Origin of the sequence: Thalassospira sp. SN3W (assembly GCF_038070535.1) — a bacterium.
In the GTDB taxonomy this organism is placed as follows: domain Bacteria; phylum Pseudomonadota; class Alphaproteobacteria; order Rhodospirillales; family Thalassospiraceae; genus Thalassospira; species Thalassospira xiamenensis.
Genome location: NZ_CP121124.1, coordinates 2,015,482 through 2,041,233, shown reverse-complemented (window position 1 = coordinate 2,041,233; position 25,752 = coordinate 2,015,482). Strand labels below are relative to the sequence as shown.

Genomic DNA, 25,752 nt, shown 5'->3' with positions numbered 1-25,752 from the left:
TTTGATACTGAATCAACTCACAGATCAAGGACCACGAACATGCCCGTCATTGCCCAGATCGAAGTCATTGCCGTCGCCATCATCACCATTCTTGCCGTTATCAGCCCCGGACCGGATTTCGCCATGGTGACGCGTATTGCACTTACACGGGGTCGTCGCGCTGGTGTTCTGTGCGCTATCGGGATCGGCAGCGGTGTTTCAGTACATCTGGCCTATACGCTGATCGGGTTTGGCGTTGTATTTGCCAGTAATGTCTGGGTTCTGACCAGCTTGCGCTATCTGGGTGCTGCCTATCTGATATGGCTGGGGATATCCGCACTTTGGCCAGATATTCGGGCTTTATTTTCGAAAAGACCCGCGGCACTTCAGACTCGAATGACAAACAAAAGCACCAACAGGCCGGAAGAAGATCGAAAACGGAACGGATCCGCTTTCTGGATCGGTTTTGCCTGCAATGCCCTTAACCCCAAGACGATGCTGTTCATCGTTTCTTTGTTCAGTCAGATGATTTCACCCGATACACCGGTTTTGATGGAAATCGGTTACGGTTTGTATATCGCAGCATGCCACATGATCTGGTTTGCGCTGGTCGCGGTCGCGTTGACCCTGCCTTCGGTGCAAGCGCGCATCGCAGCTATTAAAATCTGGGTTGAACGTGGTGTGGGCCTGTGTCTTGCCGGACTTGGCATCAAGCTACTGACAAGCACCAACTGAATTCTTCAACGTCTTAGATAAATAGCATTTCGCCCTGTTGACGGGCATCATTCAGAAACGTTACCACGCCGCCCGTTTCGATTTTAAGCTCTTCGCGCTTTGCTTCGTTTTCAAGGCCAAGCGCACGAAGACCCATATCGCAGACCATGAACTTCCCATCCAGTGCCACACAGGCCGACAGCAATTCCTCGAAAGTGCCAATTCCGCGCATCGAATAACTAAGGTCAATCGAGGTTGCAGTTGCCCCCTCGGCCTCGGTCCGAAGATGACGCCAGCCCGACGGCGCAAGGACCGCACGACTGGCTTCCATAGTGAAAAACAGGGTGGCCTCACGCCCGGATGCAAGGGCAGCTGACGCCATTACGAGTGCGTAATGAACCTTTTCAAAGTTTCCTGAAAACACCACCAGTGACAATTTCCGTGGGCTTTCCGACTGTTTCGCGTTTTCAGTGCTCATGAATGGACAGGTCCTTGATACTGGCATTTTCGGAACAAAGCGGGCAGCCCGGATCACGCGGGACTTTAATCTTTCGGAAGGATGCACCAAGTGCATCGACAATCACAAGCCTGCCGGACAGACCATCGCCAATCCCCATCAGTTCCTTGAGAATTTCGGTTGCCTGAATCCCGCCAATCATTCCCACGACCGAACCTAGAACACCGCCCTGCGCACAGGACGGAATGGCATCTTCGGGCGGTGGACTGTGATAGATGCAGCGATAACAGGGATGCGGATCGCCCAGATGCGCCTTGAATGTCGAAACCTGCCCGTCAAACCGAAGGGCCGCACCCGACACTAGTGTTTTGCCCGCAAAATAGCATGCATCGTTTAGCAGGAATCGTGTTTCGAAATTGTCCGACCCGTCGGCAATCACATCATAATCCGCAATCAGGTCCATAACATTGGACGCATCAAGCCGCACATTATGCGTCTGCACGGTGATTTCCGGGTTCATATCAAGCATGGTTGATTTGGCGCTTTCGACCTTAGGGCTGCCAAGGTCTTTCATGCCATGCGCGATCTGGCGCTGCAGATTGGAAAGTTCGACCGTATCCGCATCGACGATCCCGATGCTGCCAACCCCGGCCGCGGCCAGATACATCGCCAATGGCGATCCAAGTCCACCCGCGCCGACAATCAGCACCCGCCCGCGCTTCAGCTTCATTTGCCCTGTGCCGCCAACATCCTTCAGAACGATATGCCGGGCATAGCGCTGCACTTCATTTTCGCTGAAATCAAAATCACTCACAGGCGGTTTCTTTCATTCATGCCAAACGGGTCTGCCATTGCATATAGCGCGCATGGCACAGACAAGAAAGGCCCGGGAAAATCCGGGCCTTCTTAAGATGCGTCGGTCAGCAAAACCGGATTACTGCAGACCTTCGAACAGCGGGGTCGAAAGATAACGTTCGGCAAAGCTCGGGATGATGATCACGATACGTTTGCCTTCGTTTTCCGGCAACTGGCCAAGCTCGATACCGGCAGCAACGGCCGCACCGGACGAAATCCCGGTCGGCAGACCTTCGATGCTGGCAAGTTTGCGTGCGGTGGCAAAGGCGGTTTCATTGCCAATCGTCATGACCTTGTCAATCACATCGGTATGAAGGTTACCTGGAATGAAACCAGCACCAATGCCCTGGATTTTATGCGGTCCAGGTGCGCCACCGGAAATAACCGGGCTGTCTTCGGGCTCGACCGCGACGATCTGGATATTCGGATTATGTTTTTTCAGGACTTCACCAACACCGGTCAATGTTCCGCCAGTACCGACACCGGCAACAAAGATATCGATCTTGCCTGCGGTATCCTTGATGATTTCCTCGGCCGTCGTATTGCGATGAATTTCCGGGTTTGCCGGGTTTTCAAACTGCTGAAGCATGATCGCGCCATCAATCTCGGCGACCAGTTCCTCGGCGCGGGCAACAGCACCCTTCATGCCTTTGGCTGCCGGGGTCAGGTCAATCTGCGCGCCCAAAAGCATCAGCATCTTGCGGCGTTCCAGCGACATGCTTTCGGGCATGGTCAGGATCAGCTTATAACCCTTGGCCGCCGCAACAAAAGCAAGCGCGATACCGGTATTGCCAGATGTCGGTTCGACCAGTGTTGCACCCGGCTTGATCCGACCGGACTTTTCGGCGTCCTCGATCATTGCGAGACCGATACGGTCTTTAACCGAGGCCAGCGGGTTGAAGAATTCAAGCTTGCCAATCAGGTCGGCCTTCACACCCTCGGCCGCTGCCAGACGTGAAAGACGAACCAGCGGCGTCGCACCAATGGTGTCGATGATGCTGTCGTAAATCTTGCCGCGAAACTCAGTCATGTTTTCCTCGCAATTTCTTGTAATTTAAAACCAACCACATTCTTGATTTGTATTTATCCCGTTTAACACCCAAGTCAATTGGGTTTAAACAGTTTTTACGCAAAACTTGGTTTGGCCGGTTTCCGATGCCTGTGTATTGGATATGAACCGCAGCGGATTCTTGTGGTTTAACGATACAACAATCCGCAGCCCGTTCCGACGACTAAATAATGAAATCCGGTGATTCCTCAATCCCGCTGCGCAGGCCTGCGTCACGCGCACGGTTGCAAAGATCCTCGACCGTGATCCGAGTCAGCGCCACCATCATTTCGTCCTGCAATTCCCGCCAAAGCGGACGGACAACTTCCTTACCCAACGGCGATCCTGCCGGATCCTCGATCGGGTCGTCGGATGTTTCCATTGACCGGATGACGGATACAATATCGGCAAGGGTAATGCGCCGACGTTCACGTGCCAGACGATACCCGCCGCGCGGACCGCGCACACCGACCAGAATGTCGGCACGCACTAACTGTTGCAGGGTCTGTTCAAGATAACGTTTCGGAATGCCCTGACGTGCAGTGATATCGCGACTTTGCACCGGTTCACCCGCAGCGTTATAGGCGATGTCCACCACCGCCTCGATGGCGAACAGCATCTTCTTTGACAGTTTTAACATCGTCTCTTTCATGCTCCCCTTGCAGTCCCGCTGATCCCCCGGAAATATCGGGACTGGCGATTATCAGAGTTCACAACGCAGCAACATCATCAGATAACCCAAATGCTTTCGATGATATTGCTGCTGTATTTAACGGCAATCAGACCGTTTTTTCCGCCGGTGCGGCAACACCGGTCGATCCAAAGCCACCTGCACCACGCGCCGTTTCATCCAGATCGGCAACCGCATTCCACGCCACCTGGGTTACCGGTGCGACCACAAGCTGGGCGATGCGCATACCCCGCTCGATGGTGAATGCCGCGTCACCGTGATTGATAAGGATTACTTTGATTTCACCGCGATAATCCGCATCGATCGTCCCCGGGCTGTTCAGAACCGTGACGCCATTTTTCGCAGCCAGCCCCGAACGCGGGCGAACCTGTGCTTCGAACCCGGCGGGCAGGGCAATCGCAATACCTGTTTCAACCATGGCCCGTTTACCCGGAGCAATCACAAGCGTATCGTCAATCGCTGCCTGCAAATCGACGGCCGCCGACTGTGCGGTGGCATAATCGGGCAGCGGAAAATCCGCACCATGGGGCAGCTGTTTCAGATCGACAGTCAAACGCGTCATAAACAATCCTTGTCTTCACTTTTCTGGTCAGGTGCGTGGCAATGCCACACAAACACTGACCGGGTTAAATCCATAATATCATGCAAAATGCTGGATAATTCGTTCTGCCAGCGCCCGCGCCACACCGTTCTTGCCCTGGCGAGGCCAGGTTTCGTCACTGGTGGCGTCCGCCCCGGAAATCAGGAAAATTTCATTATGATCACCGCCAAAGGTCCCGGTTCCGGGGGCGACATCATTTGCAAGAATCCAGTCACACCCCTTGCGCGCGCGCTTGGCGCGGGCATGTTCGATGACATTTTCCGTTTCGGCAGCGAAACCAACAACCAATTGCGGGCGTTTAGGACCTTTCTGGCTGAGTGTCGCCAAAATATCCGGATTTTCCGAAAGCTTCAGGTCTGCAATCACACCAGAGCCATCTTTTTTAAGCTTCTGACCTGCTTCTTCGGCCACACGCCAATCTGCAACTGCGGCAGCACAAACCGCGATATCGGCAGGCAGGGCGGCCAGCACCGCATCAAGCATCTGGCGGGCTGTTTCAATACGCACAACTTTGACACCCATCGGATCAGGCAGGCTTACCGGGCCGCTAACCAGCGTCACATCTGCACCCGCCGCAGCAAGAGCCGCGGCAATCGCATGCCCTTGCTTGCCAGAAGACCGGTTGGCGATGTAGCGCACCGGATCAATCGGCTCGTATGTCGGGCCACTGGTTACAACGGCCTTTTTCCCTGAAAGCGGTTTTGAAACCGGCTGTCCTTCAAGAAAATCAACAACCGCTGCGATGATTTCAGCAGGTTCTGCCAAACGACCCGATCCGGTCTCACCACAAGCCAGATCACCCGCCGCCGGCCCGACACGCATCACGCCACGCCCTTCAAGGGTCGCGATATTTGCCTGTGTCGCCGCATGGTTCCACATTTCGACATTCATCGCCGGAACGACCATCACCGGCTTGTTGGTAGCCAACAGGGCCGTCGTTGCAAGATCACCCGCCTGTCCGGTGGCCATTTTCGCAAGGATATCGGCACTTGCCGGGGCGACCAGAACAAGGTCGGCCTCACGCGACAGGCGGATATGGCCCATTTCGGCCTCATCGGTCAGAGAAAAAAGATCCTGATAAACCTTGTTCTCGGTCAGGGCGGCCACCGACAGCGGTGTAACGAACTCTGCACCGCCTTTGGTCAGGATCGCGCGGATATTAATATCTCGGTCGCGCAACCGCCGGATCACCTCAAGAACCTTATAGGCGGCAATGCCGCCCGAGATGATCAGAAGGATATTTTTTCCTGCCTGCACTGTGGTTACCAGCTATTTACGTTGAAGAAGTGTGATTAACCTACCTTCTCCGTTGATTGCGCGCAAGCGTCCAAAGTGATCAGAAAAAACGCCACAGGTTCGTAAAACCCATGGCGCCATTTCATTGTTGATTTTCAATTACTTATCAGGGAACAGTATAAAGCATTCCAAACCAGCGCCACCGTCCATTCGGCCCCATCGAAGTACAGTTGATCCGCCACCGCCCCGATGAAACTGGGGCATCCAGACGGATTTCAACCCGCTCATCGCCCAGCCGATTCATGGTCGGTTCGCCCTCGGAAGGGTAACAGGCTATGTGGGCTGCCTTCTGCTTAAGGGTGAAGCCGAATGCTGGCGGATTACGTTCAAGCGTGTAATTTGGCGGTGTCACATCGCTGACCGATAACGGGAGGGAATTTGCCGCCAGAATAAAGCGGTCCATTTCGCCGTAATTCTCGTTCATGGCAAAGCGCGGCAAATACATCATATCCGATTCCGTACTCATCGCGCCGCTTTGCTGGCCAAATGCCGCCTTGTAACCGGCTTCCTTGACCGCGGTGACAACTTCGTCGCTGGCCTCGCCATACGGATATGCAAAGATGTCCGGGACAAAGCCCAGTTCTTCCCTGAAACGCTGCGCCGAATGCGCAAGTTCGGCCTTCACTTCCTGGATTGGCAAGCTTGGCAAGTGCGAATGATGCTGGCTGTGGCCGCCAATGGTTACCCCGTCTTTGACCAGTACGCGCAACATATCCCAGGTCATGTAGTTCTCGTACCCAGCATCAACCTGCTCGGTCGCGACGAATACCGTCATCGGGATATTGTGCTTTTTAAAGGCTGGCCACGCAACGTCATAAACCGAACGGTAGGCGTCATCGACCGTAATACCGACGGCATAATCGGGAAGTCCTTTGCCATTTTGCATGGCATCAATGATTTCCGGGATGCCCATGACCGTATATTTGCCACTTGTCAGTTCGCGGATATGGGCTTCGAACTGCGGACCACGAATATTGGTCGACGGGAAATCGGTTTCCGCGAACCGATGATACATAAACACAACGGCCGACGTCGCATCACCCGATGGTGCCTGTACGTCACCGGAGGCATCATTGTTGCTTTGGCGATTATCAGACTGCAACACATCAGCAGCAGGAGGTTGTATTTCAGTTGTAGTACCGCTTGTATCGGCATTCTGAGCCATGCCCGGCGAGACACCAAATGTCAGACCGACCGCAAAGGCCGTGCCGAATACCATGCAACGAAACATGTTTGCGCGTTTGGCGCGCGCAACAGCATCAGAAGTTTGCTGCCCATTGGTCTGTGCTTGCATTGCCACATCCATCTTGTTGCGACCCCACTCATTGGTCACTGCAGCCCCCAAAACCACAGTCTTCATTTTATGGTTTCCGGTAATTATGTTTTTTGTGAACCTACCAGCGAACCAATTGTTTTTCCACAATTTCGTCACTCGGCTTGTGTATAGTTCACTGCAACCTACCTGAAAGGCACTCAATTCAACCGCAGTATTAACGGAGATTCGCATGCTGGATTCAGACGCACTGGACATTCTTTTCAATGAAGCTAGAACCCACAATGGCTGGCAGGATCGCGATGTCGACACAGCGCTTCTGAAAAAGGCGTGGGACCTTACGGTTATGGGCCCGACCAGCGCCAACTGCGAGCCGATGCGCATCAAGTTTGTTAAATCACAGGACGCCAAACAACGTCTCGAACCGGCACTTTCCGAAGGAAATCGGGAAAAAACCCTGGCAGCTCCGGTCACAGCCATCATTGCCTATGACATGGAATTCCATGAAAAATTACCGAAACTGTTCCCGCACACAGATGCAAAATCGTGGTTTTCAGGCAATGATGACCTGATTGCCACCACTGCGTTTCGTAACGGAACATTACAGGCAGCCTACTTCATTCTGGCGTTACGTGCCCTTGGACTTGATTGCGGCCCGATGTCAGGCTTTGACAATGCCAAGGTTGATGGGGAATTCTTCGCGGGCACGTCGGTCAAAAGCAATTTCCTGATCAATATCGGCTATGGCGACCCCTCAAAACTGTTTGATCGCAGCCCTCGCCTTGCGTTTGACGACGGTGCCGAAATTATCTGATTTCTATCTGAAGTCGAAACCGACGCGGGATGGCCGCGCTGGCGCATTCGCAGATTTTTTGGCAAAATCGGATTATACACCTGTATGATCAGGGTTCGGACGACGTATTTTTTCAAGCTTTTCCGATACTTGAAAACTGTCATCTAACTTTTATTTGATCTTTACCGGCGCATAATCATTTTAGTCGAAATTTTTTGCATGCGTTAATGCGTACCCTCTTGGGGTACCCGACATCAGGAGCATCCGTTGGGCTTTCGCCAGTTGTTAATGACCGCATTTGCGGTTGCATTCCCCAATGCTGCGATCTTTATCGTACTGGCATCGATGGAATTGCTTGGCTGGGGCACAGCGATTCTGTGTGCGGTCTTGGCGTGGGTCGGTGTCGCCGGGGTTTTACGTATCTATTTCGATGATCTGCGCCGTGTTGCGCGTTACGCCACCGCATTGCGTGACAAGTTCCGCGGCACCCCGCCACAGCATCTTTTTTTCGGTGCGGCGTCCGAGCTGTCGTCCCTTTATACCCAGATCACCAACGCATTTCGCGAACGCATCGCCCATCTTGAAGCCCAGACCAGCACCGATGCCGAAATCCTTGATCACCTGCCGAATCCGGTTGTGATGGTCAACCGACAACGCGTTGTGACCGGTTTTAACCAGGCGGCACGCGGCCTGTTCCACAATCTGGAAATCGGTCGCGATCTGACACGCTATATCCGCGATCCGATCCTGCTTGATGCCTTTGATGATGTCGCGGGCGAACGCGAACAGATGAAACATGCCGAATTCGTTCTGGCAAGCGACGCCCATCGTCATTTCGATGTTCTGACCGCGCGCCTGCCAGCCGCAACCGGGGACCGGAACTTTGTTCTGTCCTTCTCGGACCTGACAGAGCTTCGCAAACTTGAACAGATGCGTGCCGATTTCGCGACCGATGCCGGGCATGAACTACGCACCCCGCTTTCGGTGCTGCTGGGCTTTATCGAAACGCTTGAAGGCCCGGCAAAGGACGATCCCGATGCGTTGCACCAGTTCCTGCCGGTCATGCGTGATCAGGGCCAGCGTATGCAGCACCTGATCGAAGATTTGCTGTCACTTGCACGGATCGAGCTGAACGAACATACACCGCCATCTGATGATTGCGATATCGGCAAGATCATCGACAAAGTCGCCCAGACACTGGCGATGAAGGCCGAAGCCAAGGGCATGGAAATCAGGATTTCCTGCGACCTCGACAACACCGAAATTGTTGGCGAGGAAAAGGAAATGACCCAGGTTTTTGTCAATCTGGTCGAAAACGCCATCAAATACGGACATCCCAAAACCAGTATTGATGTATCGATCACACTGGCCCAAAAGACCCCGGGTGCATTGGCCCGTTACCGGCATGACCGTGTTCTGGCCGTTGCCGTCCGGGATCATTCCGACGGAATCGCACGCGAACATCTACCACGCCTGACTGAACGGTTTTACAGGGTCGATACGGCACGGTCGCGTGCCGTTGGTGGCACCGGTCTTGGTCTCGCCATCGTCAAACATCTGGTGCAACGCCACCGTGGCACCATGATCATCGACAGCGAACAGGGGGTTGGTTCGGTATTCACCGTCTATCTGCCCGCCAAGGCCAGCGATAATATCCGCACCTTGCATCGGGCCTGATTTCAGCCTCAAAGGCATCTGGAAATTCAGAATATTTCATATGAAACAAATAAGACCGGCAACGATATGCCGGTCTTTGCATTCCATGATTGTCGCGGATCAGAGAATGAATTTCGAAAGATCCGCATCCTTGGCAAGGCCATCGACCTGCTCGCGGACGTAATTCGCATCAATCTTAATCGTTTCACCGCCGCGGTCAGTTGCGGTAAAGCTGATGTCATCCAAAAGCTTTTCCAACACCGTATGCAGTCGACGTGCGCCGATATTTTCCACCGTTTCATTGACGCTGGCCGAAATACGGGCAAGTTCATCAACCGCATCGTCGGCGAATTCCAGCGTAACATCCTCGGTTTTCAGCAGTGCGACATACTGCTTGATCAGCGATGCTTCCGGTTCCAGCAGAATACGGCGGAAATCTTCCTCGGTCAGGGCTTTCAACTCGACCCGGATTGGCAAACGGCCCTGCAATTCCGGCAGCAGGTCCGATGGCTTTGAAAGATGGAATGCCCCCGAACAGATAAACAGGATATGGTCGGTTTTGACCGTACCATGTTTGGTCGAGACACTTGTCCCTTCGATCAACGGCAGTAAATCGCGCTGCACACCTTCGCGCGATACATCACCGCCACGCTCGGAACGAGCGGTAATCTTATCGATCTCGTCAAGGAACACGATACCATTCTGTTCAACGTTTTCGATGGCCTCGGCGGTGACCTTGTCCATATCCAAAAGCTTGTCGCCTTCCTCGTCGATCAGGCGTTCAAACGCTTCCTCGACGGTCATGCGTTTTGGTTTGGTCTGGCCGCCGAAGGCCTTGCCGAACACATCCGACAGGTTCAGCATCCCCATCTGTGCGCCTGGCATGCCGGGAATATCAATGGTCGGCATCGAAGAAGAACTGTTTTCCTGAACAGGGATTTCAATTTCCTTGTCCTGCAATTCGCCTTCTCGCAGCATCTTGCGGAATTTCTGACGGGTATCAGCCGAGGCATTTTCACCAACCAGACCATCAAGAATGCGTTCCTCGGCCTGCATTTCGGCCTTGGCACGGACTTTCTTGCGCATGCTTTCACGCGTCAGGTCCAGCGACACTTCCAGAAGGTCACGAACGATCTGTTCAACATCACGACCGACATAACCAACTTCGGTGAATTTGGTGGCTTCGATCTTGATGAACGGGGCCTCTGCCAGTTTGGCAAGACGCCGGGCGATTTCGGTTTTGCCAACACCGGTAGGGCCGATCATCAGAATGTTTTTGGGTAGCACTTCATTGCGCATCGTGTCGTCAAGCTGCTGGCGGCGCCAACGGTTGCGCAAGGCAATGGCGACCGCCCGCTTGGCATCTTTCTGACCGATGATATGGCGATCGAGCTCGGATACGATCTCGCGCGGGCTGAAATGTTGGGTCATTAAATTTATCCGTTAGTTCTTGCGACGGAAATGCGATGTCAGGCCCGAAACGGCACCCTTATTTCGCATCCTCGATCTTTTCCAGCGTAACGCTGTCATTGGTATAAACACAGATATCACCGGCAATCGCCATGGCTTTGCGGGCAATTTCCTCGGCACTCAGGTCCAGATCAATCAGGGCCCGCGCCGCGGCAAGGGCATAATTCCCGCCCGATCCGATGGAGATAATGCCGTCTTCCGGTTCAAGAACATCGCCCATCCCGGTCAGGACCAGCGAAACATCCTTGTCGGCCACCGCCATCATTGCTTCAAGCTTGCGCAGATAACGATCCGTGCGCCAGTCCTTGGCCAGCTCGACACAGGCGCGCATGGTCTGGCCTGGATGACGATCCAGCTTGGCTTCAAGACGTTCCAAAAGGGTAAAGGCATCCGCCGTCGCCCCGGCAAATCCGACGATGATCTCGCCTTTCTGGCCGATACGGCGCACCTTGCGGGCGTTGCCCTTGATCACGGTCTGGCCCAAAGAAACCTGACCGTCACCGGCAACCACCACTTCATTGCCCTTGCGCACCGACAGGATCGTCGTGCCATGCCAGCTCGGCTGCGATTTTTCGCTCATAAATAATCCCTAGATTTTCATCCAATGCGTTCGATCAAGAGTTAGCACGCACAACCGCCCGGTCAAGGGCCAAGCCCCGCGAACCACCATGCCCGGATCACAAACACTGTTTCAATGCGACGGAACAGAAAAAATTCAGGACGTATCACCACCACATGCTTTACCCTTAGACCACAAAAGAATTTCAAAGAACGAAGGAAAATAATCATGGGCAATCCTGACCTTGCGCAAACCCATCTTGGCAAATGCATTCTGGCCGGTCAGGGCAGGATCAAGGCTGATCTGGTCCTGCGCAATATCGGATTGCTTGATGTCATTACCGGCACGGTAACTGAAACCGATATTGCCATTGTGGGTGACCGGATTGTTGGTACGCATGCCAAATACGAGGGCGACCGCGAAATTGACTGTGCCGGTAAATTCGCCGTCCCGGGCTTTATCGATACGCATCTGCATATTGAAAGCTCGCTTGTCACGCCGCTTGAATTTGATCGCTGTGTTTTGCCGCATGGTGTGACGACGGTCCTGTGTGATCCGCATGAAATCGCCAATGTGCTGGGATCTGACGGGATCAAATACTTTCTGGATTGTGCCGAACGGTCGGTGATGGATATCCGCGTTAATCTGTCATCCTGCGTTCCTGCCACCAGTTTTGAAACATCAGGTGCGCAGCTTGAAATCGATGATCTTCTGCAATTCCGAAGCCATCCCAAGGTCGTCGGACTGGCCGAAATGATGAATTATCCGGGTGTGCTGAACCTTAATACCGGCATCATGGCCAAGCTTGAAGCCTTTCAGGATGGTCACATTGACGGTCACGCACCACTGGTTCTGGGCACAGCACTGAACGGCTATATGGCCGCAGGCATCCGCACCGACCACGAAGCAACATCAGCCGCCGAAGCGCGCGAAAAGCTTGCCAAGGGCATGGCAATCCTGATCCGCGAAGGATCTGTTTCCAAGGATCTTGAGGCGCTGGCCGAAATTCTGGATGAAAATACGTCAAGCTTCGTTGCACTATGCACAGATGACCGCAATCCGCTTGATATTGGTGAAGAGGGTCACCTTGATAGTCTTATTGACCGATTAATCGGTCATTTAAAAGCACGTAATTGCCCTATCCATCATGTCTATCGCGCCGCATCGCATTCAGCGGCCCGTATTTTCGGCTTGCGTGACCGCGGACTGATCGGGCCTGGTTGGCGGGCCGATATAGCCATACTTGATGATTTGGAAACCTGCGCGGTCAGCGATGTGATTGCCGGTGGCCGTCTGGTCACCAACGGTCTGTTTGATGCCCGCGAAACCGTTGCGCCAATTGGCTTGACCTCGATGAAGGCCAAACCGGTCACCGCCGAGGCATTCATGGCCGAACCCAAACCGGGTCAGAACCAAACGCCTGTGATACGCGTCAAACCGGGCCTGATCCTGACCTTCCGAGGTGAAGCCACCCTTGAAATTGGCGATAACGGCCTTAAACCCGATCTTGAAAAGGATGTGATCAAGGTGGCCGTTGTCGAACGCCACGGCAAGAACGGCAATATTGGGCGCAGTTTCGTCCGTGGTTTTGGTTTGAAACGCGGGGCAATTGCATCTTCGGTCGGGCATGACAGCCACAATATCACTGTGGTTGGTGCCAATGACGCCGACATGGCCGCCGCGGTCAATCGCCTGATTGAACTGGGTGGCGGCTTTGCCGTTGCAGATGGAGGCAGGATCACGGCCGAACTGGCGTTGCCCGTTGCCGGACTGATGAGTACGGAACCGTTTGAGGTGGTCGAGAAGGACTTGATCAGGCTGCGCGCTGCCGCCAAGAATCTTGGCTGTGTCCTGCCAGAACCGTTCCTGCAGGTCGCTTTCCTGGCCTTGCCGGTAATCCCGCACCTGAAAATGACGGACAAGGGCCTGTTTGACGTCGACAAGTTCGACTTTGTCTAAGCCATCAAACCAGACAGTTTAACAATGACAAATACCGGTTACGTTTTGTGGCCAATACTTAGCCGGTTAAACTGGCTTTTCGCTGCTGTTATTGCTAAATACGACCCAACAGATGCATTGATACCTGCAGGAAAGGAGCTTTGCATGCGCAAGGCCCGCGTAGAGCGCAATACCAACGAAACACAGATCACGGTCGAGCTTAATCTTGACGGGACCGGCATATACGATGTCGAGACTGGGATTGGCTTCCTTGATCACATGCTCGAACAGCTTTCACGCCACAGCCTGATGGACCTTAAAGTCCGGGCCAAGGGCGACCTGCATATCGATTTCCATCACACCACCGAAGATACAGGCATCGCAATCGGTCAGGCGTTTTCGCAAGCACTGGGCGATAAAAAGGGCATCAATCGTTACGGCAGTTGCTTGCTTCCGATGGACGAGGCACTGACACGTGTGGCGCTGGATTGCTCAAACCGTCCTTATCTGATCTGGAATGTCGAGTTTACTCGCGACAAGGTCGGGGATATGGACACTGAACTGTTCCGCGAATGGTTCCAGGGCTTTGCACAGGCTGCAGGCCTGACGCTGCATGTTGAAAATCTGTATGGCGATAACAACCATCATATCGTCGAAAGTGCCTTTAAGGCGCTGGCACGATCCCTGCGCGCCGCGATCGAAATCGATCCGCGCAAATCCGATGCCATTCCCTCGACCAAGGGTGTTCTCGGCGGGTCGCTTTAACCCGCCAGGTGCCCTTGGTCTGATCCGATTGACCGGGTGATCCATCACCCGGAACAGGAAGCCGGTTTTCGATGAAGGTTTACACAGTCTATACCCATCCCGGCGATGCCGATCCGATGGAAAATGCGATCCTGATCCGCGAAGGCTTTAATTTCTGGGCCTTTATTTTTAGCGGCATCTGGGCGCTTTATCATCGTTTGTGGGCCGCTTTTTTTGGTCTGATCGGCGTATCGCTGTTTTGCAATCTTGTGATCTATCTATTCGATGGCGGTCCGGAAATGGATTTTGCCCTCGCCCTTGCGACCGGCATCGGTTTTGGCCTGATTGCCAATGACTTGCGGCGCAAAAAGCTTGCGGCCGGTGGCTGGAAGCTTGTCGAAATTGTCGCAGGCCCCAACGAAAATGCAGCCGAACATCGTTTCTTTGATCGCCTGCGTGGCGGACGCGCTGTTTACGATACCCTGCAAAATGCTGCGCCCACCCCCTTATACGGGAGCACCCCCTACCCATGAGTGTTGCGATTATCGATTACGGTTCAGGCAACCTGCGTTCTGCTGCCAAGGCGTTTGAACGCGCGGCCCGCGAAACCGGCTTTTCCGACGATATCATTGTCACCGATGATCCGGAAAAGGTCCGCAATGCCAGCCATATCGTCCTGCCCGGTGTTGGTGCCTATGCCGATTGCCGTGCCGGCCTTGATGCCGTTACCGGCATGGTCGAAGTTCTGAACGAGCAGGTCATCAAAGGTGGTAAGCCATTCTTTGGCATTTGTGTCGGCATGCAGTTGATGTCGACGGTTGGTCGCGAATTTGCCGACACCCCGGGTCTTGACTGGATCAAGGGCGAAGTGGTTGCAATTGAACCCGCAGACCCATCGCTTAAAATCCCGCATATGGGCTGGAACGAGCTGGTACTTGATCCGTCGGGCAGGAAACATGCCGTGCTATCGGGCGTTTCGGATGGCGATCACGCCTATTTTGTGCACAGTTATCACATGCATGTGCAAAACCCGGCCGAGCGTCTGGCATCGGTCGAATATGGCGGGCCGCTGACCGCAATGATCGGGCGTGACAACATGATCGGCACGCAATTCCATCCGGAAAAAAGCCAGAAAACGGGACTTACCATCATTGGTAACTTCCTGGGATGGAAACCATGACCGCACCCAGCAATACGATCGAACCCAGTGTTACCGCCGAACGCGTTACGGAACTGAGCGCGGGCGACCTTTCTGACATCGTCGATGCCTGTACCCAGGCAATCGTCGAAGGCGGCGGTTTTGGCTGGCTGACCCCGCCGGATCGTCCGGATATGGAAAAATACTGGCGCGGCGTTTTGCTGATGCCGGGGCGCCATCTGTTTATATCGCGCGTGGATGGTGTGATTTCCGGCGCGGCCCAGTTGCTTGAAACGCCGTCCAACCTTGAAGCACAACGGCATTCAGCCCAGATTACCGGCCATTTCGTGGCACCGTGGGCGCGCGGGCGCGGTAATGGCAAGGCCATCGTGCGCAGCATCGAATTTTATGCGCGCGAACGCGGTTATTCGGTTTTGAAACTTGATCTTCGTGAAACCCAGACTGCTGCCATCGCACTTTATAACGGGCTGGGTTATGTCCGTTGGGGCATCAATCCCTATTACGCAATGGTCAACGGTAAAATGGTCGAAGGTTACTACTACACCAAAAAAATACAGGACACTGACCAGTGAATCTCTATCCGGCAATCGACCTTAAAGATGGCGCCTGCGTTCGCCTGCTGCGCGGTGATATGGACAAGGCCACCGTATTCAACAACGATCCGGGTGCACAGGCTGGTGAATTTGTCGCTGCCGGCTGTCATTGGGTCCATATCGTCGATCTGAACGGCGCTTTTGCCGGTGAACCGGTCAATGGAGCTGCGGTTGACAGCATCATTGCCGCAGTCGCAGGCAAGGCCAAAACCCAGCTTGGCGGCGGTATCCGCACAATGGAAACGGTTGATTACTGGCTTAACAAGGGCATCACCCGTGTGATCCTTGGCACTGTCGCCCTGCGTAATCCGGATTTTGTCAAAGAAGCCTGTGCAAAATGGCCGGGTCGTATTGCGGTTGGCATTGACGCCCGCGATGGCTATGTCGCGGTTGAAGGTTGGGCCGAAACATCCGAAGTCACCGCACTTGAACTGGCGCAGAAATTCGAGGATTGCGGGGTTACCGCGATCATCTTTACCGATATTGACCGCGATGGTGCAATGGGCGGCCCGAATATCGAAAGCACGGTAGCCCTTGCCAGTGCCATTTCGACCCCGGTAATCGTATCGGGCGGGGTTTCATCGCTGGATGATCTGATTGCAGTTGCCAAACATACCGATGCCGGGATTGACGGCGCGATTTCCGGACGCGCACTTTACGATGGCCGGATTGATCTGGCAGAAGCTATCAGGGCATTGTCCTAAGCGGACCCAAACAGGAAACCGACCATGCTGAAAACCCGTGTCATTCCCTGTCTCGACGTCAAGGACGGTCGCGTCGTCAAGGGAGTCAATTTCGTTGATCTGATTGATGCCGGCGATCCAGTGGAACAAGCACGTATCTATGACGCCGAAGGCGCAGACGAGCTTTGTTTCCTTGATATCACCGCATCAAGCGACAATCGCGATACCATTTTCGACGTTGTTGCCCGCACCGCCGAGGCATGCTTTATGCCCGTCACAGTCGGTGGCGGCGTGCGTTCGCTTGAAGATATTCGCAAACTGCTTTTGGCAGGTGCCGACAAGGTTTCGATCAATACGGCCGCGGTCAATAACCCCGATTTCGTGCGCGAAGCAGCACGCAAGTTCGGATCACAATGTATTGTGGTTTCGATTGACGCCAAATCGACCGGCCCGGACAAGTTTGAAATCTTTACCCACGGTGGTCGCAAACCAACCGGGATTGACGCCGTTTCGTTTGCAAAACAAATGACGGAATATGGCGCCGGGGAACTCCTGGTCACCTCGATGGATCGCGATGGCACCAAGTCGGGCTTTAACCTGCCGCTGACGCGATCAATTGCGGATGCCGTACATGTGCCGGTGATTGCATCGGGCGGTGTCGGGACGCTGGACCATATGGTCGAAGGTGTGACCGAAGGCCATGCCTCGGCGGTTCTGGCTGCCTCGATCTTCCATTTCGGGACCTATCGTATCCGCGAGGTCAAGGACCACATGAAAGCCGCCGGCATCCCGGTCCGCGAGGGGTGATTATGACTGATAAACATATCCTTGATCAGCTTTACGCTGTGGTTTCCGAACGCAAGGGCGCAGATCCCGAAACCAGCTATACAGCAAGACTTCTTGCCAAAGGCACGGCAAAAATCGCCCAGAAAGTCGGCGAAGAAGGCGTTGAGACCGTGATCGCGGCCCTTGCCGAAACACCTCAAAAAGTAGCATCCGAAAGTGCCGATCTGCTCTATCACCTGACCGTGCTTTGGGCTGATCAAGGGGTAAAGCCGGAAGATGTATGGAACATACTGGCCGAACGTCAGGGTATTTCCGGTATTGCCGAAAAGGCATCCCGCACCGATAAATAGGGTCATATCCCGTCAAGATCAGGAGCATCCCCATGGCCGTCTCTGCCTATGATCCGCAAAACATCTTTGCCAAAATTCTTCGTGGCGAAATCCCGTGCAACAAGGTTTTTGAGGACGATCATGTCCTTGCCTTTCACGACATCGCCCCGCAGGCCCCGACCCATATCCTTGTGATCCCGAAGGGTGCCTACACCAGCTATGACGACTTTGCAGCCAATGCATCGGACGCAGAAGTCATCGCCTATACCCGTGCAATCGGCAAAATCGCTACCGCAGCAGGCGTTGTCGAGGACGGTTATCGCCTGATCGCCAATACCCGCGACCATGGCCGCCAGGACGTCCCGCATCTTCATGTCCATATCATCGGCGGCAAAAAGCTGGGCCTGATGTTGCCAAAAGACTAAGGTTGACGCCTGCAAGACTAGAATTCGGGGCAGGGCGGCTATGGCGTCCCTGCCTTTTTGATTTACCGGAATGTCATGATCCGAGATATCTCGTCCGCCGCTAAGATTTTCCAAAGCCTTCCGGGTGACTGGACGCTTGTGCGAGATATTGGTCCCACAGGAAAGTTCAAAGGCGATGTGACTTTTCGTCTGATAGAGCCTGAAAAGACCGGAATTATACGCTATCGGGAGGAAGGAGTTCTTGAGCGCAGGGATGGCAAACGCTTTGACGGTTACCGCGAATACGACTTCGTTCTGCATGAAGACCCGCCCGGGATTGAGCTTCTGTTTCGCGATCCGTTAAGCTTTGGCAATCGCTATGTCCTGCTGCAATTTGGAGAGGATGCAGCCGATGTGCTTTGTGCACGCGACATTCATCCCTGTGGTGATGATTTTTATCATCATTGCATGATCTGGCATGATGAAAATCATTTCGAAACTAAAATAAAAATAACTGGCCCGAAGAAAGACCATTTGTTGCACAGCATTTATCTTCGAAAACCAAAGGCCTAGGCCGCAGCAATTTCCTTAACGTTACGAGGTTCACATGCCACTGTCCCCGTTCCATCTGGCATTTCCGATTAAATCGATTGCCGATACACGCGCGTTTTATATCGATATCCTTGGTTGTAACGAAGGTCGTTCGACCGAGGCATGGATTGATTTTGATTTCTTTGGTCATCAGCTTTCTGCCCATGTTCGCCCCGAAGCAGGACAAAATGCGGGCGCGGGGAATGTGGATGGTGATGCGGTGCCAATCCCGCATTTTGGCGCGGTTCTGGAATGGGATAAATGGCATGATCTGGCAGATCGCCTGAAAGAAGCGGGGGTTAAATTCCTGCTGGAGCCGAAAATCCGCTTTAAAGATGAACCGGGCGAACAGGGAACTTTCTTTGTGGAAGACCCGGCCGGCAATGGTCTGGAATTCAAGACATTCCGCGATCCGGCGATGATTTTTGCGCATTAATTGGCATTTTAGGCAGAGATGATCCGACTTTGGCTTTGATGTCGCGGAACGCTTTGCCCTGCAATGCGTTATATGATCAGGTAATATAAGCGATGCCGGTTCTGATCGGTATCCGCGACATCCCTAAATCGTCGATCCACATCATCCGTCCGTCAGGAGAATTGCCCATGTCCGCCGCCAGTTCCGCCAATACTACCCGCAAAACCCCCAGCATCCTGATTGCGGCGGCGGGCGAGGATGATCGCTGGAAAGAGGCCATGGTCGCCCGCCTGCAGGATGCAAATATCGTCACACAATATGAAAATTACGATCCCAAAACGATTGATTTTGCCTTGTTGTGGAAACAGCCGCAGGGATTGCTTAAAAGCCTGACGGGACTTCAGGCGATCTTCTCACTTGGCGCGGGTGTTGATCATGTACTTTCAGCGCCCAGCCTTCCGACAGAAGTGCCAGTCATTCGCCTTGAAGATGCCGGTATGGCCGATCAGATGGTGCAATATCATCTGTATGCCGCACTGCATTTTATGCGCGATTTCGATATTTATGCCCGTCAGCAGGCCAAGGCCGATTGGACCCAGCACGATGTCGCACGTATTTCGAAATGCCGGGTCGGGGTGATGGGGCTGGGTGCACTTGGTGCGGCGGTCGCCACCGCCCTGACCCAGCTTGGCTTTGCCGTATCCGGCTGGAGCCGCACGATGAAGGCGATTGATGGCATCACCACCTATGCCGGGGCCGAAACCCTCAACGAGTTCCTTGGACAATCCGACATCCTGGTTTGCATGTTGCCGCGTACTGCCGAAACCGAGGGCGTTTTGAACGGAAACACTCTGTCCCAATTGCCAAAAAATGCCGCAGTGATCAATGCCGCGCGCGGTGCGATGATTGTGGAGGCGGATCTTCTGCGCCTGATAGATACCGGGCATCTGCGCGGGGCGTTCCTTGATGTGGCGGTAACCGAACCGCTACCCGAAAGCCACCCGTTCTGGGATCATTCGAAAATCCGCATCACGCCGCATATCGCGGCCGCGACACGGATTGAGGAATCGGTCGATCAGATCGCCGAAAATATTGATCGCATCTCACGCGGCGAAACCCCGCGCGGCCTTGTTGATCGTAAAACAGGATATTAAGCCGCATCGTTGGTAAAGGAGCAGAATGGTTGGCTATGCCAGTCCATTCTGCCTGCCAACGTTAGTCACCTCGAACCGCAATCAGCTTGCCATCAGTCCTTCGACCCCATTGGCAAAAAGCTGCCCCAGCCAGTCGGTAAATACGCGAACGCGCGGTGAAAGTTGCCTGTTATGTGGATACAGCACCGATACAGGCATCGATTCCGGCGGATATTGCGGCAGGATTTCGACCAGCCGACCAGCCTTCAGATCGGCCACCGCGCGGTAATACGGGACCTGAATGATCCCAAGCCCGGCAATAGCCGCCGCGATATATAAATCCGCCCCGGTCACGGAAATATTGGCAGGAATCTCCACCTGCCGCACAAGACCGTCAATCGTGAAATCAAGCGGCATCGGCTTGGCATCCGCACCGGAAAGGAAGGAAACAACCCGGTGTCCCTGGCGTTCAAAATCCTCGATCCGTTCGGGTATGCCATATTTTTCAAGATAGCCAGGACTTGCAACCGTCACCTCGGGCATTGTTGCCAAACGACGGCTGATCATGGATGAATCGACCAGTTCCCCACTGCGCAACACGCAATCATATCCCTCATGAACCAGATCGACATACCGATCACCATCCGCCACCACAAGCGTGATATCAGGATATTCATCCATAAAGCCCGGCAGGGCCGGAATGACAAACATCCGGGCCAGTGTCCCCTGAAGATTGACGCGCAAAAGCCCCTTGGGCGCACAAGGCCGAAAAAGGCCGTCGGCTTCCTCCAGCTCGCCCAGTATCCGGATACAGCGCTTGTAATAAGCTTCGCCGTCCAGAGTTGGTCGAACCTGTCGGGTGGTGCGGTTCAGAAGCCGAGTACCCAACCGTTCTTCAAGGCGCTGAATGGCGTTGGTCATCGTGGCGCGTGGTATCTGAAGATCCGTCGCTGCTTTGGTAAAACTTCTGCGCTCGACAATTCGAACGAAGTTGCGCATTTCCTCAAACCGGTCCATCGCATTTCCAATTGTTATGATTTATCGAACAGTATTGTCGATTATGGGGTAATTATCCCAAATGTCATCCGGTTCATACTCCGCCCATCGAAATTGGTTCATCACCAGGCAGGAAAACCGACATGACAAATGCAAATGAAACCAGAACCGCCATTATCACCGGTGCCGCACGTGGCATTGGTGTGGCCCTTGCCAAACGCTTGGCACAGAATGGGTTTGCCGTTGTTATCAACTATGCCAACAGTGCCAACAGCGCAAACGCCCTTGTCGACGAACTGACAACAAGCGGCCATCAGGCGATGGCAATCAAGGCCGATATCACCGATGCCGATGCCGTCAAACAGATGTTCGATCACGCCGAAACCCGTTTTGGCGGGGTTGATGTCATCGTCAATAATGCTGGCGTCATGACCACACAGCCGATCTCGGAAATGAGTGACGCGGTCTATGACTCGATGATGGATACCAATGTACGCGGTACCTTCAACATGCTGCGCGAGGGGGCCAAACGCCTGCGCAATAACGGTCGGGTAATCAACTTTTCAACCACGGCCCTTCATCTGAAATTGCCGGGTTATGCGGTCTACAATGCAACCAAGGCGGCGGTTGAAGCCATGACAGGTGTTTATGCCAAGGAACTGCGCGGCCGCAATATCACGGTCAATGCCGTTGCCCCCGGCCCGGTTGCTACCGAGTTGTTCCTGAACGGCAAGACCGACGAACAGATTACACATTTTTCCAAAATGCCGCCACTTGAACGCCTCGGACAGCCAGAAGATATCGCCGGTGTTGTCTCCTTCCTGGCTGGGCCGGATTCCGATTGGGTCAATGGACAGACGCTGCGCGCCAATGGCGGCCTTGCCTGATCCTGATCATTAAATTGATTGCCCTACCGCTTTTCCCCCGATCCCGCGCGACAGGGTGATTACACAAAGGTGCCGTCCTGAAAACATGAGGACGGCACCTTTGCCGTTCCACGAAGGCCCTATTGCCAAAACAGCGACAAGAAACTCGCAAAAACTCCACCGAGCAAATTGGCAAGCCCCTGATTTTAACCCATGATGGCCACGCCCCGAACAAGGATGCCTTTATGACCGATATTACCTTCCGCTATGCCACGCATGAAGATTTGCCTGCCATCGTTGCGCTTCTGGCAGATGACGAAAAGGGCAAAACCCGCGAAGAACTGCGCGATCCGCTGCCTGATGTCTATTATGCCGCGTTCGATGCCATGCAAAGCCAAAGCACCCAAGCCCTTCCCAACAAATACCTGCTGGCGTGTCGCGGGGATGAGATTGTCGGTTGTCTGCAACTGACCCTGATTGCCGGGCTTTCGCGCAAAGGTCGTCTGCGTGCGCAGATCGAAGGGGTGCGGGTGTCGTCAAAATGTCGCGGCCAGAAGGTGGGGGAAAAGCTGATTACCGAATCCATTTCGATTTCGAAATTACTTGGTGCATCGCTTGTGCAATTCACAACCGATAAAAGCCGAAAGGATGCGCACCGCTTTTACGAACGGCTTGGTTTTGTTGCCAGCCACGAAGGTATGAAAAAGGAAATCTGAGGTTTTCTGTCATAGTAATGGCAATATTTCCCGGCCTTATCATGCTATGATTGAAATCCCACGAAACACTGGCAAACGGAGCTTACACCATGAATCTCTCCGAACTGCAGGAAATTGCCACACTCAAGGGCTTCACCCATCATTTCAGTGCGGCTGGAAACCATGTTACCTGCGATGGCAAGGAAGTAAGCTATTCCGCCAATGATCTGACTATTATCGACAGTCGATCCGTCGATAGCGGCACCGATCCGGGTGATGATGCGACGCTTTATATGATCGAGGCCCGCGACGGTACGCGTGGCACCCTGATCGTACCGAGCAGCTTTTACACAGAACATGAAAAAGCCGAACTGATTGACCATTTGCGAAGTCAGCAACGCGAAAGCAAATCGGGCAATCCTTAATCCTGACGGAACAGACATTCTCTTTGCGCGTTTATGAAACACGGATATCAAAACGAGCAAGGAGCCAAGTCATGAATCTCGCAGAACTTCAGGAAAATGCCATCCGCCACGGCTTTTCGCATCAATTCGTTTATGAAGATGGCGTATTGCGTTGTGATGGGGGCGGCCCGGTCTATGATCCGGCAGATCTGAAAATCGTGCACAGCAACAGTGTCGATGCAGGTACCGATCCAGGGGATGATGCCACCCTTTATATGATCGAAGCCCGCGATGGCACCAAGGGAATGATGATCATCCCTTCAAGTTTTCATACTGATCCAGCCAAGGCACAGTTGATTGATGATCTGCGTCGGAACACACATTAATCGCGATATCCCGGTTTTTCACGTGTTCTCACAAAATGAACACAAACCTGCACTTTTGGCGACATGAAGGATGATGAGATTGACGTCATTATCGAAATTCGATCAAAAGGCAGTAAATGCGATGTCGGACCTGTTGCCGTTTTTTCGGGCCTGGGTGGCCGATCCCAAACGGGTTTCGGCCATTTCCCCCTCCAGTTCGGCATTGGCAGAACTGATTACATCCGAAATTTCCCCCGCAACCGGCTCCGTGCTTGAGCTTGGTCCGGGTACCGGTGTTTTTACACGGGCCCTGATCGCGCGCGGTCTTGATGAGGGCGATCTGACCTTGGTCGAAGCCGGGGCCGAATTTGCCCGATTGCTCTCAGATCGTTACCCACGTGCCAGGGTGCTGCATATGGATGCCAGCCGGATCACCTTAAACCCGCTTTATCCATCCAATGATCTGGGTGCTGCCATCAGCGGCCTGCCATTGCTTTCCATGCGACCCCGCCAAGTGATGGGCGTTTTGAATGGTGCATTCCGTTATCTTGGACCTACCGGTGCCCTCTATCAGTTCACCTATGGCCCACGCTGCCCGATTCCAAGCACCATTCTTGATCGGATGGGCCTTCGCGCCAGCCGGATCGGAACGATCATGCGCAATGTACCACCATCGTCCGTTTACCGGATTTCCCGCGTTGCCTGATCATCTCCGATAAGCCATATGCCGGTAACCAAGGGCTTCGGCGATATGCCCGCGCTTGACGTTATCCATGCCCGCCAAATCGGCAATCGTGCGGGCAACACGCAAAACACGATGATACCCGCGAGCTGAAAGCTTCATCTGACGCGTGGCATCCTGCAACAAGGCACGCCCATCCTCATCCAGAACCGCTGCTTTTTGCAAGACCTCGCCATCTGCTTCAGCATTGGTCAAAATATTATCATTTTTATATCGTAATGACTGGGTTTCGCGCGCCACCAAAATCCGTTTACGCACCACCTGCGTCGTCTCGCCCGACGCCGGAAGGTCAAGTTCTTCGGGTGTGACTGCGGGAACATCAATCTGGATATCAAAACGATCCAGAAGCGGGCCGGAAAGCCGCGCCTGATAATCCTCGCCACATCGCGGTGCCCGCGTGCACGCCAGATCATTATCACCCAAATAGCCGCACCTGCAGGGATTCATTGCCGCAACCAGTTGCACACGCGCCGGATAGGTTACATGCGCATTGGCACGCGCAACCGATACCTGTCCGGTTTCAAGTGGCTGACGCAACGCATCAAGGACATTGCGCTGAAATTCCGGTAATTCATCCAAAAACAGAACGCCATGATGGGCTAAGGAAATCTCGCCAGGGCGGACACGATGGCCACCGCCAACAAGTGCAGGCATGGATGCCGAATGGTGGGGCTGTCGGAAGGGTCGTGTGCGGATAAGACCGCCTTCGGGCAGCATCCCGGAAACCGAATGGATCACGGTAGTTTCAAGGGCCTGTCTGGCATTCAATTCTGGCAAAAGCCCCGGCAGACGAGCGGCAAGCATCGATTTTCCCGAACCGGGCGGGCCGCTCATCAATAAATTATGACCGCCAGCCGCAGCAATTTCGAGCGCACGTTTGGCACTTTCCTGCCCCTTGATATCGCGTAGATCTGGCAATGATACGGGAGATGAGCTAACTTTCGGCGCACATGGCCGCGACAGGATCTGAGTTCCTTTGAAATGGTTGATCAATCCGGTCAAACGCGATGGTGCCAGAATTTCAAGTTCCCCTGCCCAAAGCGCTTCCGCACCGTTATCTGCCGGGCAGATAATCCCCCGATCCAAGCCACTTGCCTGCATGGCCGCCGGTAAAATCCCGCCGACGCCGGTGATACTGCCATCAAGCCCCAATTCACCCAGTACGACAAAATTCGCAATGTCTTCGTGTCCGATCACATCCATCTCGGCCAGAAGACCCAACGCAATCGGCAGATCGAAATGCGATCCTTCCTTTAGTAAATCGGCGGGGGCCAGATTGATTGTGATGCGCTTGGGCGGCAATGCCAGCCCCATCGCTGAAAGCGCGGATCGCACACGTTCGCGCGCCTCGGAAACCGCCTTGTCGGGCAAGCCAACCACGCTAAAAGCGGGCAATCCGCTTGCCATCTGAACCTGCACATCGACCGGAATTGTATCAATCCCGGCAAAGGCGACGGTCATAACCCTTGCTGTCATGTGGTGTTGATCCCCGTAACCCCAAGTTATATATACCACTT

31 protein-coding genes are annotated in these 25,752 nt (G+C 53.9%); 20 read left to right on the top strand and 11 right to left on the bottom strand.

Annotated features, from left to right (window positions below):
• Positions 1-39: 39 nt before the first annotated feature.
• Entirely contained in the window at positions 40-714 is a 675-nt protein-coding gene (locus P8T57_RS09135; protein ID WP_341365247.1) for a LysE family translocator, read from the top strand.
• Positions 715-727: 13 nt separating this feature from the next.
• Here P8T57_RS09135 and P8T57_RS09130 read toward each other — a convergent pair whose 3' ends face one another.
• The 7 genes from P8T57_RS09130 to P8T57_RS09100 all read right to left on the bottom strand — a co-directional run bounded on the left by P8T57_RS09130 (position 728) and on the right by P8T57_RS09100 (position 7,001).
• Positions 728-1,171 carry a hypothetical protein gene (locus tag P8T57_RS09130; RefSeq protein WP_341365246.1) on the bottom strand — a complete coding sequence of 148 codons (444 nt, stop codon included), beginning with the start codon at positions 1,169-1,171 and terminating at the stop codon, positions 728-730.
• Positions 1,161-1,964 carry a molybdopterin-synthase adenylyltransferase MoeB gene (gene moeB, locus P8T57_RS09125; RefSeq protein WP_341365245.1) on the bottom strand — a complete coding sequence of 268 codons (804 nt, stop codon included), beginning with the start codon at positions 1,962-1,964 and terminating at the stop codon, positions 1,161-1,163. The genes P8T57_RS09130 and moeB overlap by 11 nt, the downstream gene beginning before the upstream one ends.
• A 120-nt stretch (positions 1,965-2,084) precedes the next feature.
• Entirely contained in the window at positions 2,085-3,035 is a 951-nt protein-coding gene (gene cysK, locus P8T57_RS09120) for a cysteine synthase A (RefSeq protein ID WP_007088454.1), read from the bottom strand.
• A gap of 202 nt (positions 3,036-3,237) precedes the next feature.
• A complete protein-coding gene (locus P8T57_RS09115; RefSeq protein ID WP_007088455.1) occupies positions 3,238-3,693 on the bottom strand; it encodes an Rrf2 family transcriptional regulator in 456 nt (151 codons plus the stop codon).
• Between the two features lie 139 nt (positions 3,694-3,832).
• The gene (dut, locus tag P8T57_RS09110) at positions 3,833-4,306 is read right to left on the bottom strand and encodes a dUTP diphosphatase (RefSeq protein ID WP_114094184.1); all 474 of its coding nucleotides are present in this window, start codon (positions 4,304-4,306) and stop codon (positions 3,833-3,835) included.
• Between the two features lie 78 nt (positions 4,307-4,384).
• Complete coding sequence (gene coaBC, locus P8T57_RS09105; RefSeq protein ID WP_341365244.1) at positions 4,385-5,602, bottom strand: bifunctional phosphopantothenoylcysteine decarboxylase/phosphopantothenate--cysteine ligase CoaBC; 1,218 nt, start codon at positions 5,600-5,602, stop codon at positions 4,385-4,387.
• Between the two features lie 145 nt (positions 5,603-5,747).
• Entirely contained in the window at positions 5,748-7,001 is a 1,254-nt protein-coding gene (locus tag P8T57_RS09100) for a polysaccharide deacetylase family protein (protein WP_341365243.1), read from the bottom strand.
• A 145-nt stretch (positions 7,002-7,146) separates the two neighbouring features.
• Between P8T57_RS09100 and P8T57_RS09095 the strand changes: the two genes are divergently transcribed.
• Positions 7,147-7,728: a malonic semialdehyde reductase gene (locus P8T57_RS09095; protein WP_114094187.1), complete on the top strand. Its 582-nt coding sequence runs from the start codon at positions 7,147-7,149 to the stop codon at positions 7,726-7,728.
• A 246-nt stretch (positions 7,729-7,974) separates the two neighbouring features.
• Complete coding sequence (locus P8T57_RS09090; protein WP_341365242.1) at positions 7,975-9,384, top strand: ATP-binding protein; 1,410 nt, start codon at positions 7,975-7,977, stop codon at positions 9,382-9,384.
• 99 nt (positions 9,385-9,483) lie between these two features.
• Here the strand turns inward: P8T57_RS09090 and hslU are convergent, their stop codons facing one another.
• Both hslU and hslV read right to left on the bottom strand, forming a co-directional pair.
• The gene (hslU, locus tag P8T57_RS09085) at positions 9,484-10,794 is read right to left on the bottom strand and encodes an ATP-dependent protease ATPase subunit HslU (RefSeq protein WP_007088461.1); all 1,311 of its coding nucleotides are present in this window, start codon (positions 10,792-10,794) and stop codon (positions 9,484-9,486) included.
• 58 nt (positions 10,795-10,852) lie between these two features.
• Complete coding sequence (hslV, locus tag P8T57_RS09080; RefSeq protein WP_341365241.1) at positions 10,853-11,413, bottom strand: ATP-dependent protease subunit HslV; 561 nt, start codon at positions 11,411-11,413, stop codon at positions 10,853-10,855.
• A 207-nt stretch (positions 11,414-11,620) separates the two neighbouring features.
• On the opposite strand from hslV, the gene ade reads away from it, so the two are divergent.
• The 12 genes from ade to P8T57_RS09020 all read left to right on the top strand — a co-directional run bounded on the left by ade (position 11,621) and on the right by P8T57_RS09020 (position 20,188).
• Positions 11,621-13,351, top strand: coding sequence for an adenine deaminase (ade, locus tag P8T57_RS09075; RefSeq protein ID WP_341365240.1), 1,731 nt, complete (start codon positions 11,621-11,623; stop codon positions 13,349-13,351).
• 144 nt (positions 13,352-13,495) lie between these two features.
• The gene (gene hisB, locus P8T57_RS09070) at positions 13,496-14,095 is read left to right on the top strand and encodes an imidazoleglycerol-phosphate dehydratase HisB (protein ID WP_007088464.1); all 600 of its coding nucleotides are present in this window, start codon (positions 13,496-13,498) and stop codon (positions 14,093-14,095) included.
• Positions 14,096-14,166: 71 nt separating this feature from the next.
• Positions 14,167-14,607 (top strand): DUF2628 domain-containing protein, encoded by a 441-nt coding sequence (locus tag P8T57_RS09065; RefSeq protein WP_341365239.1) that lies wholly within the window; start codon positions 14,167-14,169, stop codon positions 14,605-14,607.
• Positions 14,604-15,254 (top strand): imidazole glycerol phosphate synthase subunit HisH, encoded by a 651-nt coding sequence (hisH, locus tag P8T57_RS09060; RefSeq protein ID WP_341365238.1) that lies wholly within the window; start codon positions 14,604-14,606, stop codon positions 15,252-15,254. The genes P8T57_RS09065 and hisH overlap by 4 nt, the downstream gene beginning before the upstream one ends.
• The gene (locus P8T57_RS09055; protein ID WP_341365237.1) at positions 15,251-15,805 is read left to right on the top strand and encodes a GNAT family N-acetyltransferase; all 555 of its coding nucleotides are present in this window, start codon (positions 15,251-15,253) and stop codon (positions 15,803-15,805) included. Before hisH ends, P8T57_RS09055 begins: the two co-directional genes overlap by 4 nt.
• On the top strand, positions 15,802-16,530 hold the full coding sequence (gene hisA, locus P8T57_RS09050; RefSeq protein WP_114094190.1) for a 1-(5-phosphoribosyl)-5-[(5-phosphoribosylamino)methylideneamino]imidazole-4-carboxamide isomerase: 729 nt from the start codon (positions 15,802-15,804) through the stop codon (positions 16,528-16,530). Before P8T57_RS09055 ends, hisA begins: the two co-directional genes overlap by 4 nt.
• 24 nt (positions 16,531-16,554) lie before the next feature.
• Complete coding sequence (hisF, locus tag P8T57_RS09045; protein ID WP_063092231.1) at positions 16,555-17,316, top strand: imidazole glycerol phosphate synthase subunit HisF; 762 nt, start codon at positions 16,555-16,557, stop codon at positions 17,314-17,316.
• Positions 17,317-17,318: 2 nt separating this feature from the next.
• Complete coding sequence (locus tag P8T57_RS09040) at positions 17,319-17,645, top strand: phosphoribosyl-ATP diphosphatase (RefSeq protein ID WP_037989257.1); 327 nt, start codon at positions 17,319-17,321, stop codon at positions 17,643-17,645.
• Between the two features lie 32 nt (positions 17,646-17,677).
• Positions 17,678-18,049, top strand: coding sequence for a histidine triad nucleotide-binding protein (locus tag P8T57_RS09035; protein WP_341365236.1), 372 nt, complete (start codon positions 17,678-17,680; stop codon positions 18,047-18,049).
• A gap of 75 nt (positions 18,050-18,124) precedes the next feature.
• Complete coding sequence (locus P8T57_RS09030) at positions 18,125-18,601, top strand: DUF6314 family protein (protein ID WP_007088472.1); 477 nt, start codon at positions 18,125-18,127, stop codon at positions 18,599-18,601.
• 34 nt (positions 18,602-18,635) lie between these two features.
• Positions 18,636-19,055: a VOC family protein gene (locus P8T57_RS09025; protein ID WP_341365235.1), complete on the top strand. Its 420-nt coding sequence runs from the start codon at positions 18,636-18,638 to the stop codon at positions 19,053-19,055.
• Positions 19,056-19,222: 167 nt separating this feature from the next.
• Positions 19,223-20,188 carry a glyoxylate/hydroxypyruvate reductase A gene (locus P8T57_RS09020; protein WP_341365234.1) on the top strand — a complete coding sequence of 322 codons (966 nt, stop codon included), beginning with the start codon at positions 19,223-19,225 and terminating at the stop codon, positions 20,186-20,188.
• 81 nt (positions 20,189-20,269) lie between these two features.
• Here the strand turns inward: P8T57_RS09020 and P8T57_RS09015 are convergent, their stop codons facing one another.
• Positions 20,270-21,184, bottom strand: a complete 915-nt coding sequence (locus P8T57_RS09015; protein WP_341365233.1) for a LysR family transcriptional regulator — start codon at positions 21,182-21,184, stop codon at positions 20,270-20,272.
• Positions 21,185-21,306: 122 nt separating this feature from the next.
• Between P8T57_RS09015 and P8T57_RS09010 the strand changes: the two genes are divergently transcribed.
• From P8T57_RS09010 to P8T57_RS08990, 5 genes are all read left to right on the top strand, one after another.
• Complete coding sequence (locus P8T57_RS09010; RefSeq protein WP_341365232.1) at positions 21,307-22,050, top strand: SDR family oxidoreductase; 744 nt, start codon at positions 21,307-21,309, stop codon at positions 22,048-22,050.
• A 224-nt stretch (positions 22,051-22,274) separates the two neighbouring features.
• Positions 22,275-22,745, top strand: coding sequence for a GNAT family N-acetyltransferase (locus P8T57_RS09005; RefSeq protein WP_341365231.1), 471 nt, complete (start codon positions 22,275-22,277; stop codon positions 22,743-22,745).
• Positions 22,746-22,834: 89 nt separating this feature from the next.
• The gene (locus tag P8T57_RS09000; RefSeq protein ID WP_341365230.1) at positions 22,835-23,149 is read left to right on the top strand and encodes a phosphoribosylpyrophosphate synthetase; all 315 of its coding nucleotides are present in this window, start codon (positions 22,835-22,837) and stop codon (positions 23,147-23,149) included.
• A 71-nt stretch (positions 23,150-23,220) separates the two neighbouring features.
• Positions 23,221-23,514: a hypothetical protein gene (locus P8T57_RS08995; RefSeq protein WP_063092240.1), complete on the top strand. Its 294-nt coding sequence runs from the start codon at positions 23,221-23,223 to the stop codon at positions 23,512-23,514.
• 73 nt (positions 23,515-23,587) lie between these two features.
• Positions 23,588-24,199 (top strand): SAM-dependent methyltransferase, encoded by a 612-nt coding sequence (locus P8T57_RS08990; protein ID WP_063092241.1) that lies wholly within the window; start codon positions 23,588-23,590, stop codon positions 24,197-24,199.
• Here the strand turns inward: P8T57_RS08990 and P8T57_RS08985 are convergent, their stop codons facing one another.
• Positions 24,200-25,711, bottom strand: coding sequence for a YifB family Mg chelatase-like AAA ATPase (locus P8T57_RS08985; RefSeq protein WP_114094203.1), 1,512 nt, complete (start codon positions 25,709-25,711; stop codon positions 24,200-24,202).
• Between the last annotated feature and the right edge of the window lie 41 nt (positions 25,712-25,752).

Bases quoted from the DNA above. Each gene is read 5' to 3' on its own strand.
- P8T57_RS08990 (WP_063092241.1), top strand. From the start codon at position 23,588: ATGAGATTGACGTCATTATCGAAATTCGATCAAAAGGCAGTAAATGCG.
- P8T57_RS09035 (WP_341365236.1), top strand. From the start codon at position 17,678: ATGGCCGTCTCTGCCTATGATCCGCAAAACATCTTTGCCAAAATTCTT.
- P8T57_RS09130 (WP_341365246.1), bottom strand. From the start codon at position 1,171: ATGAGCACTGAAAACGCGAAACAGTCGGAAAGCCCACGGAAATTGTCA.
- P8T57_RS09020 (WP_341365234.1), top strand. From the start codon at position 19,223: ATGTCCGCCGCCAGTTCCGCCAATACTACCCGCAAAACCCCCAGCATC.
- hisF (WP_063092231.1), top strand. From the start codon at position 16,555: ATGCTGAAAACCCGTGTCATTCCCTGTCTCGACGTCAAGGACGGTCGC.
- P8T57_RS09005 (WP_341365231.1), top strand. From the start codon at position 22,275: ATGACCGATATTACCTTCCGCTATGCCACGCATGAAGATTTGCCTGCC.
- P8T57_RS09010 (WP_341365232.1), top strand. From the start codon at position 21,307: ATGACAAATGCAAATGAAACCAGAACCGCCATTATCACCGGTGCCGCA.
- P8T57_RS09015 (WP_341365233.1), bottom strand. From the start codon at position 21,184: ATGGACCGGTTTGAGGAAATGCGCAACTTCGTTCGAATTGTCGAGCGC.
- P8T57_RS09115 (WP_007088455.1), bottom strand. From the start codon at position 3,693: ATGTTAAAACTGTCAAAGAAGATGCTGTTCGCCATCGAGGCGGTGGTG.
- P8T57_RS09000 (WP_341365230.1), top strand. From the start codon at position 22,835: ATGAATCTCTCCGAACTGCAGGAAATTGCCACACTCAAGGGCTTCACC.
- P8T57_RS09135 (WP_341365247.1), top strand. From the start codon at position 40: ATGCCCGTCATTGCCCAGATCGAAGTCATTGCCGTCGCCATCATCACC.
- P8T57_RS09030 (WP_007088472.1), top strand. From the start codon at position 18,125: ATGATCCGAGATATCTCGTCCGCCGCTAAGATTTTCCAAAGCCTTCCG.
- P8T57_RS08995 (WP_063092240.1), top strand. From the start codon at position 23,221: ATGAATCTCGCAGAACTTCAGGAAAATGCCATCCGCCACGGCTTTTCG.
- P8T57_RS09095 (WP_114094187.1), top strand. From the start codon at position 7,147: ATGCTGGATTCAGACGCACTGGACATTCTTTTCAATGAAGCTAGAACC.
- P8T57_RS08985 (WP_114094203.1), bottom strand. From the start codon at position 25,711: ATGACAGCAAGGGTTATGACCGTCGCCTTTGCCGGGATTGATACAATT.
- P8T57_RS09025 (WP_341365235.1), top strand. From the start codon at position 18,636: ATGCCACTGTCCCCGTTCCATCTGGCATTTCCGATTAAATCGATTGCC.
- cysK (WP_007088454.1), bottom strand. From the start codon at position 3,035: ATGACTGAGTTTCGCGGCAAGATTTACGACAGCATCATCGACACCATT.
- hslV (WP_341365241.1), bottom strand. From the start codon at position 11,413: ATGAGCGAAAAATCGCAGCCGAGCTGGCATGGCACGACGATCCTGTCG.
- ade (WP_341365240.1), top strand. From the start codon at position 11,621: ATGGGCAATCCTGACCTTGCGCAAACCCATCTTGGCAAATGCATTCTG.
- P8T57_RS09100 (WP_341365243.1), bottom strand. From the start codon at position 7,001: ATGAAGACTGTGGTTTTGGGGGCTGCAGTGACCAATGAGTGGGGTCGC.
- hisH (WP_341365238.1), top strand. From the start codon at position 14,604: ATGAGTGTTGCGATTATCGATTACGGTTCAGGCAACCTGCGTTCTGCT.
- hslU (WP_007088461.1), bottom strand. From the start codon at position 10,794: ATGACCCAACATTTCAGCCCGCGCGAGATCGTATCCGAGCTCGATCGC.
- hisB (WP_007088464.1), top strand. From the start codon at position 13,496: ATGCGCAAGGCCCGCGTAGAGCGCAATACCAACGAAACACAGATCACG.
- P8T57_RS09055 (WP_341365237.1), top strand. From the start codon at position 15,251: ATGACCGCACCCAGCAATACGATCGAACCCAGTGTTACCGCCGAACGC.
- P8T57_RS09040 (WP_037989257.1), top strand. From the start codon at position 17,319: ATGACTGATAAACATATCCTTGATCAGCTTTACGCTGTGGTTTCCGAA.
- P8T57_RS09065 (WP_341365239.1), top strand. From the start codon at position 14,167: ATGAAGGTTTACACAGTCTATACCCATCCCGGCGATGCCGATCCGATG.
- dut (WP_114094184.1), bottom strand. From the start codon at position 4,306: ATGACGCGTTTGACTGTCGATCTGAAACAGCTGCCCCATGGTGCGGAT.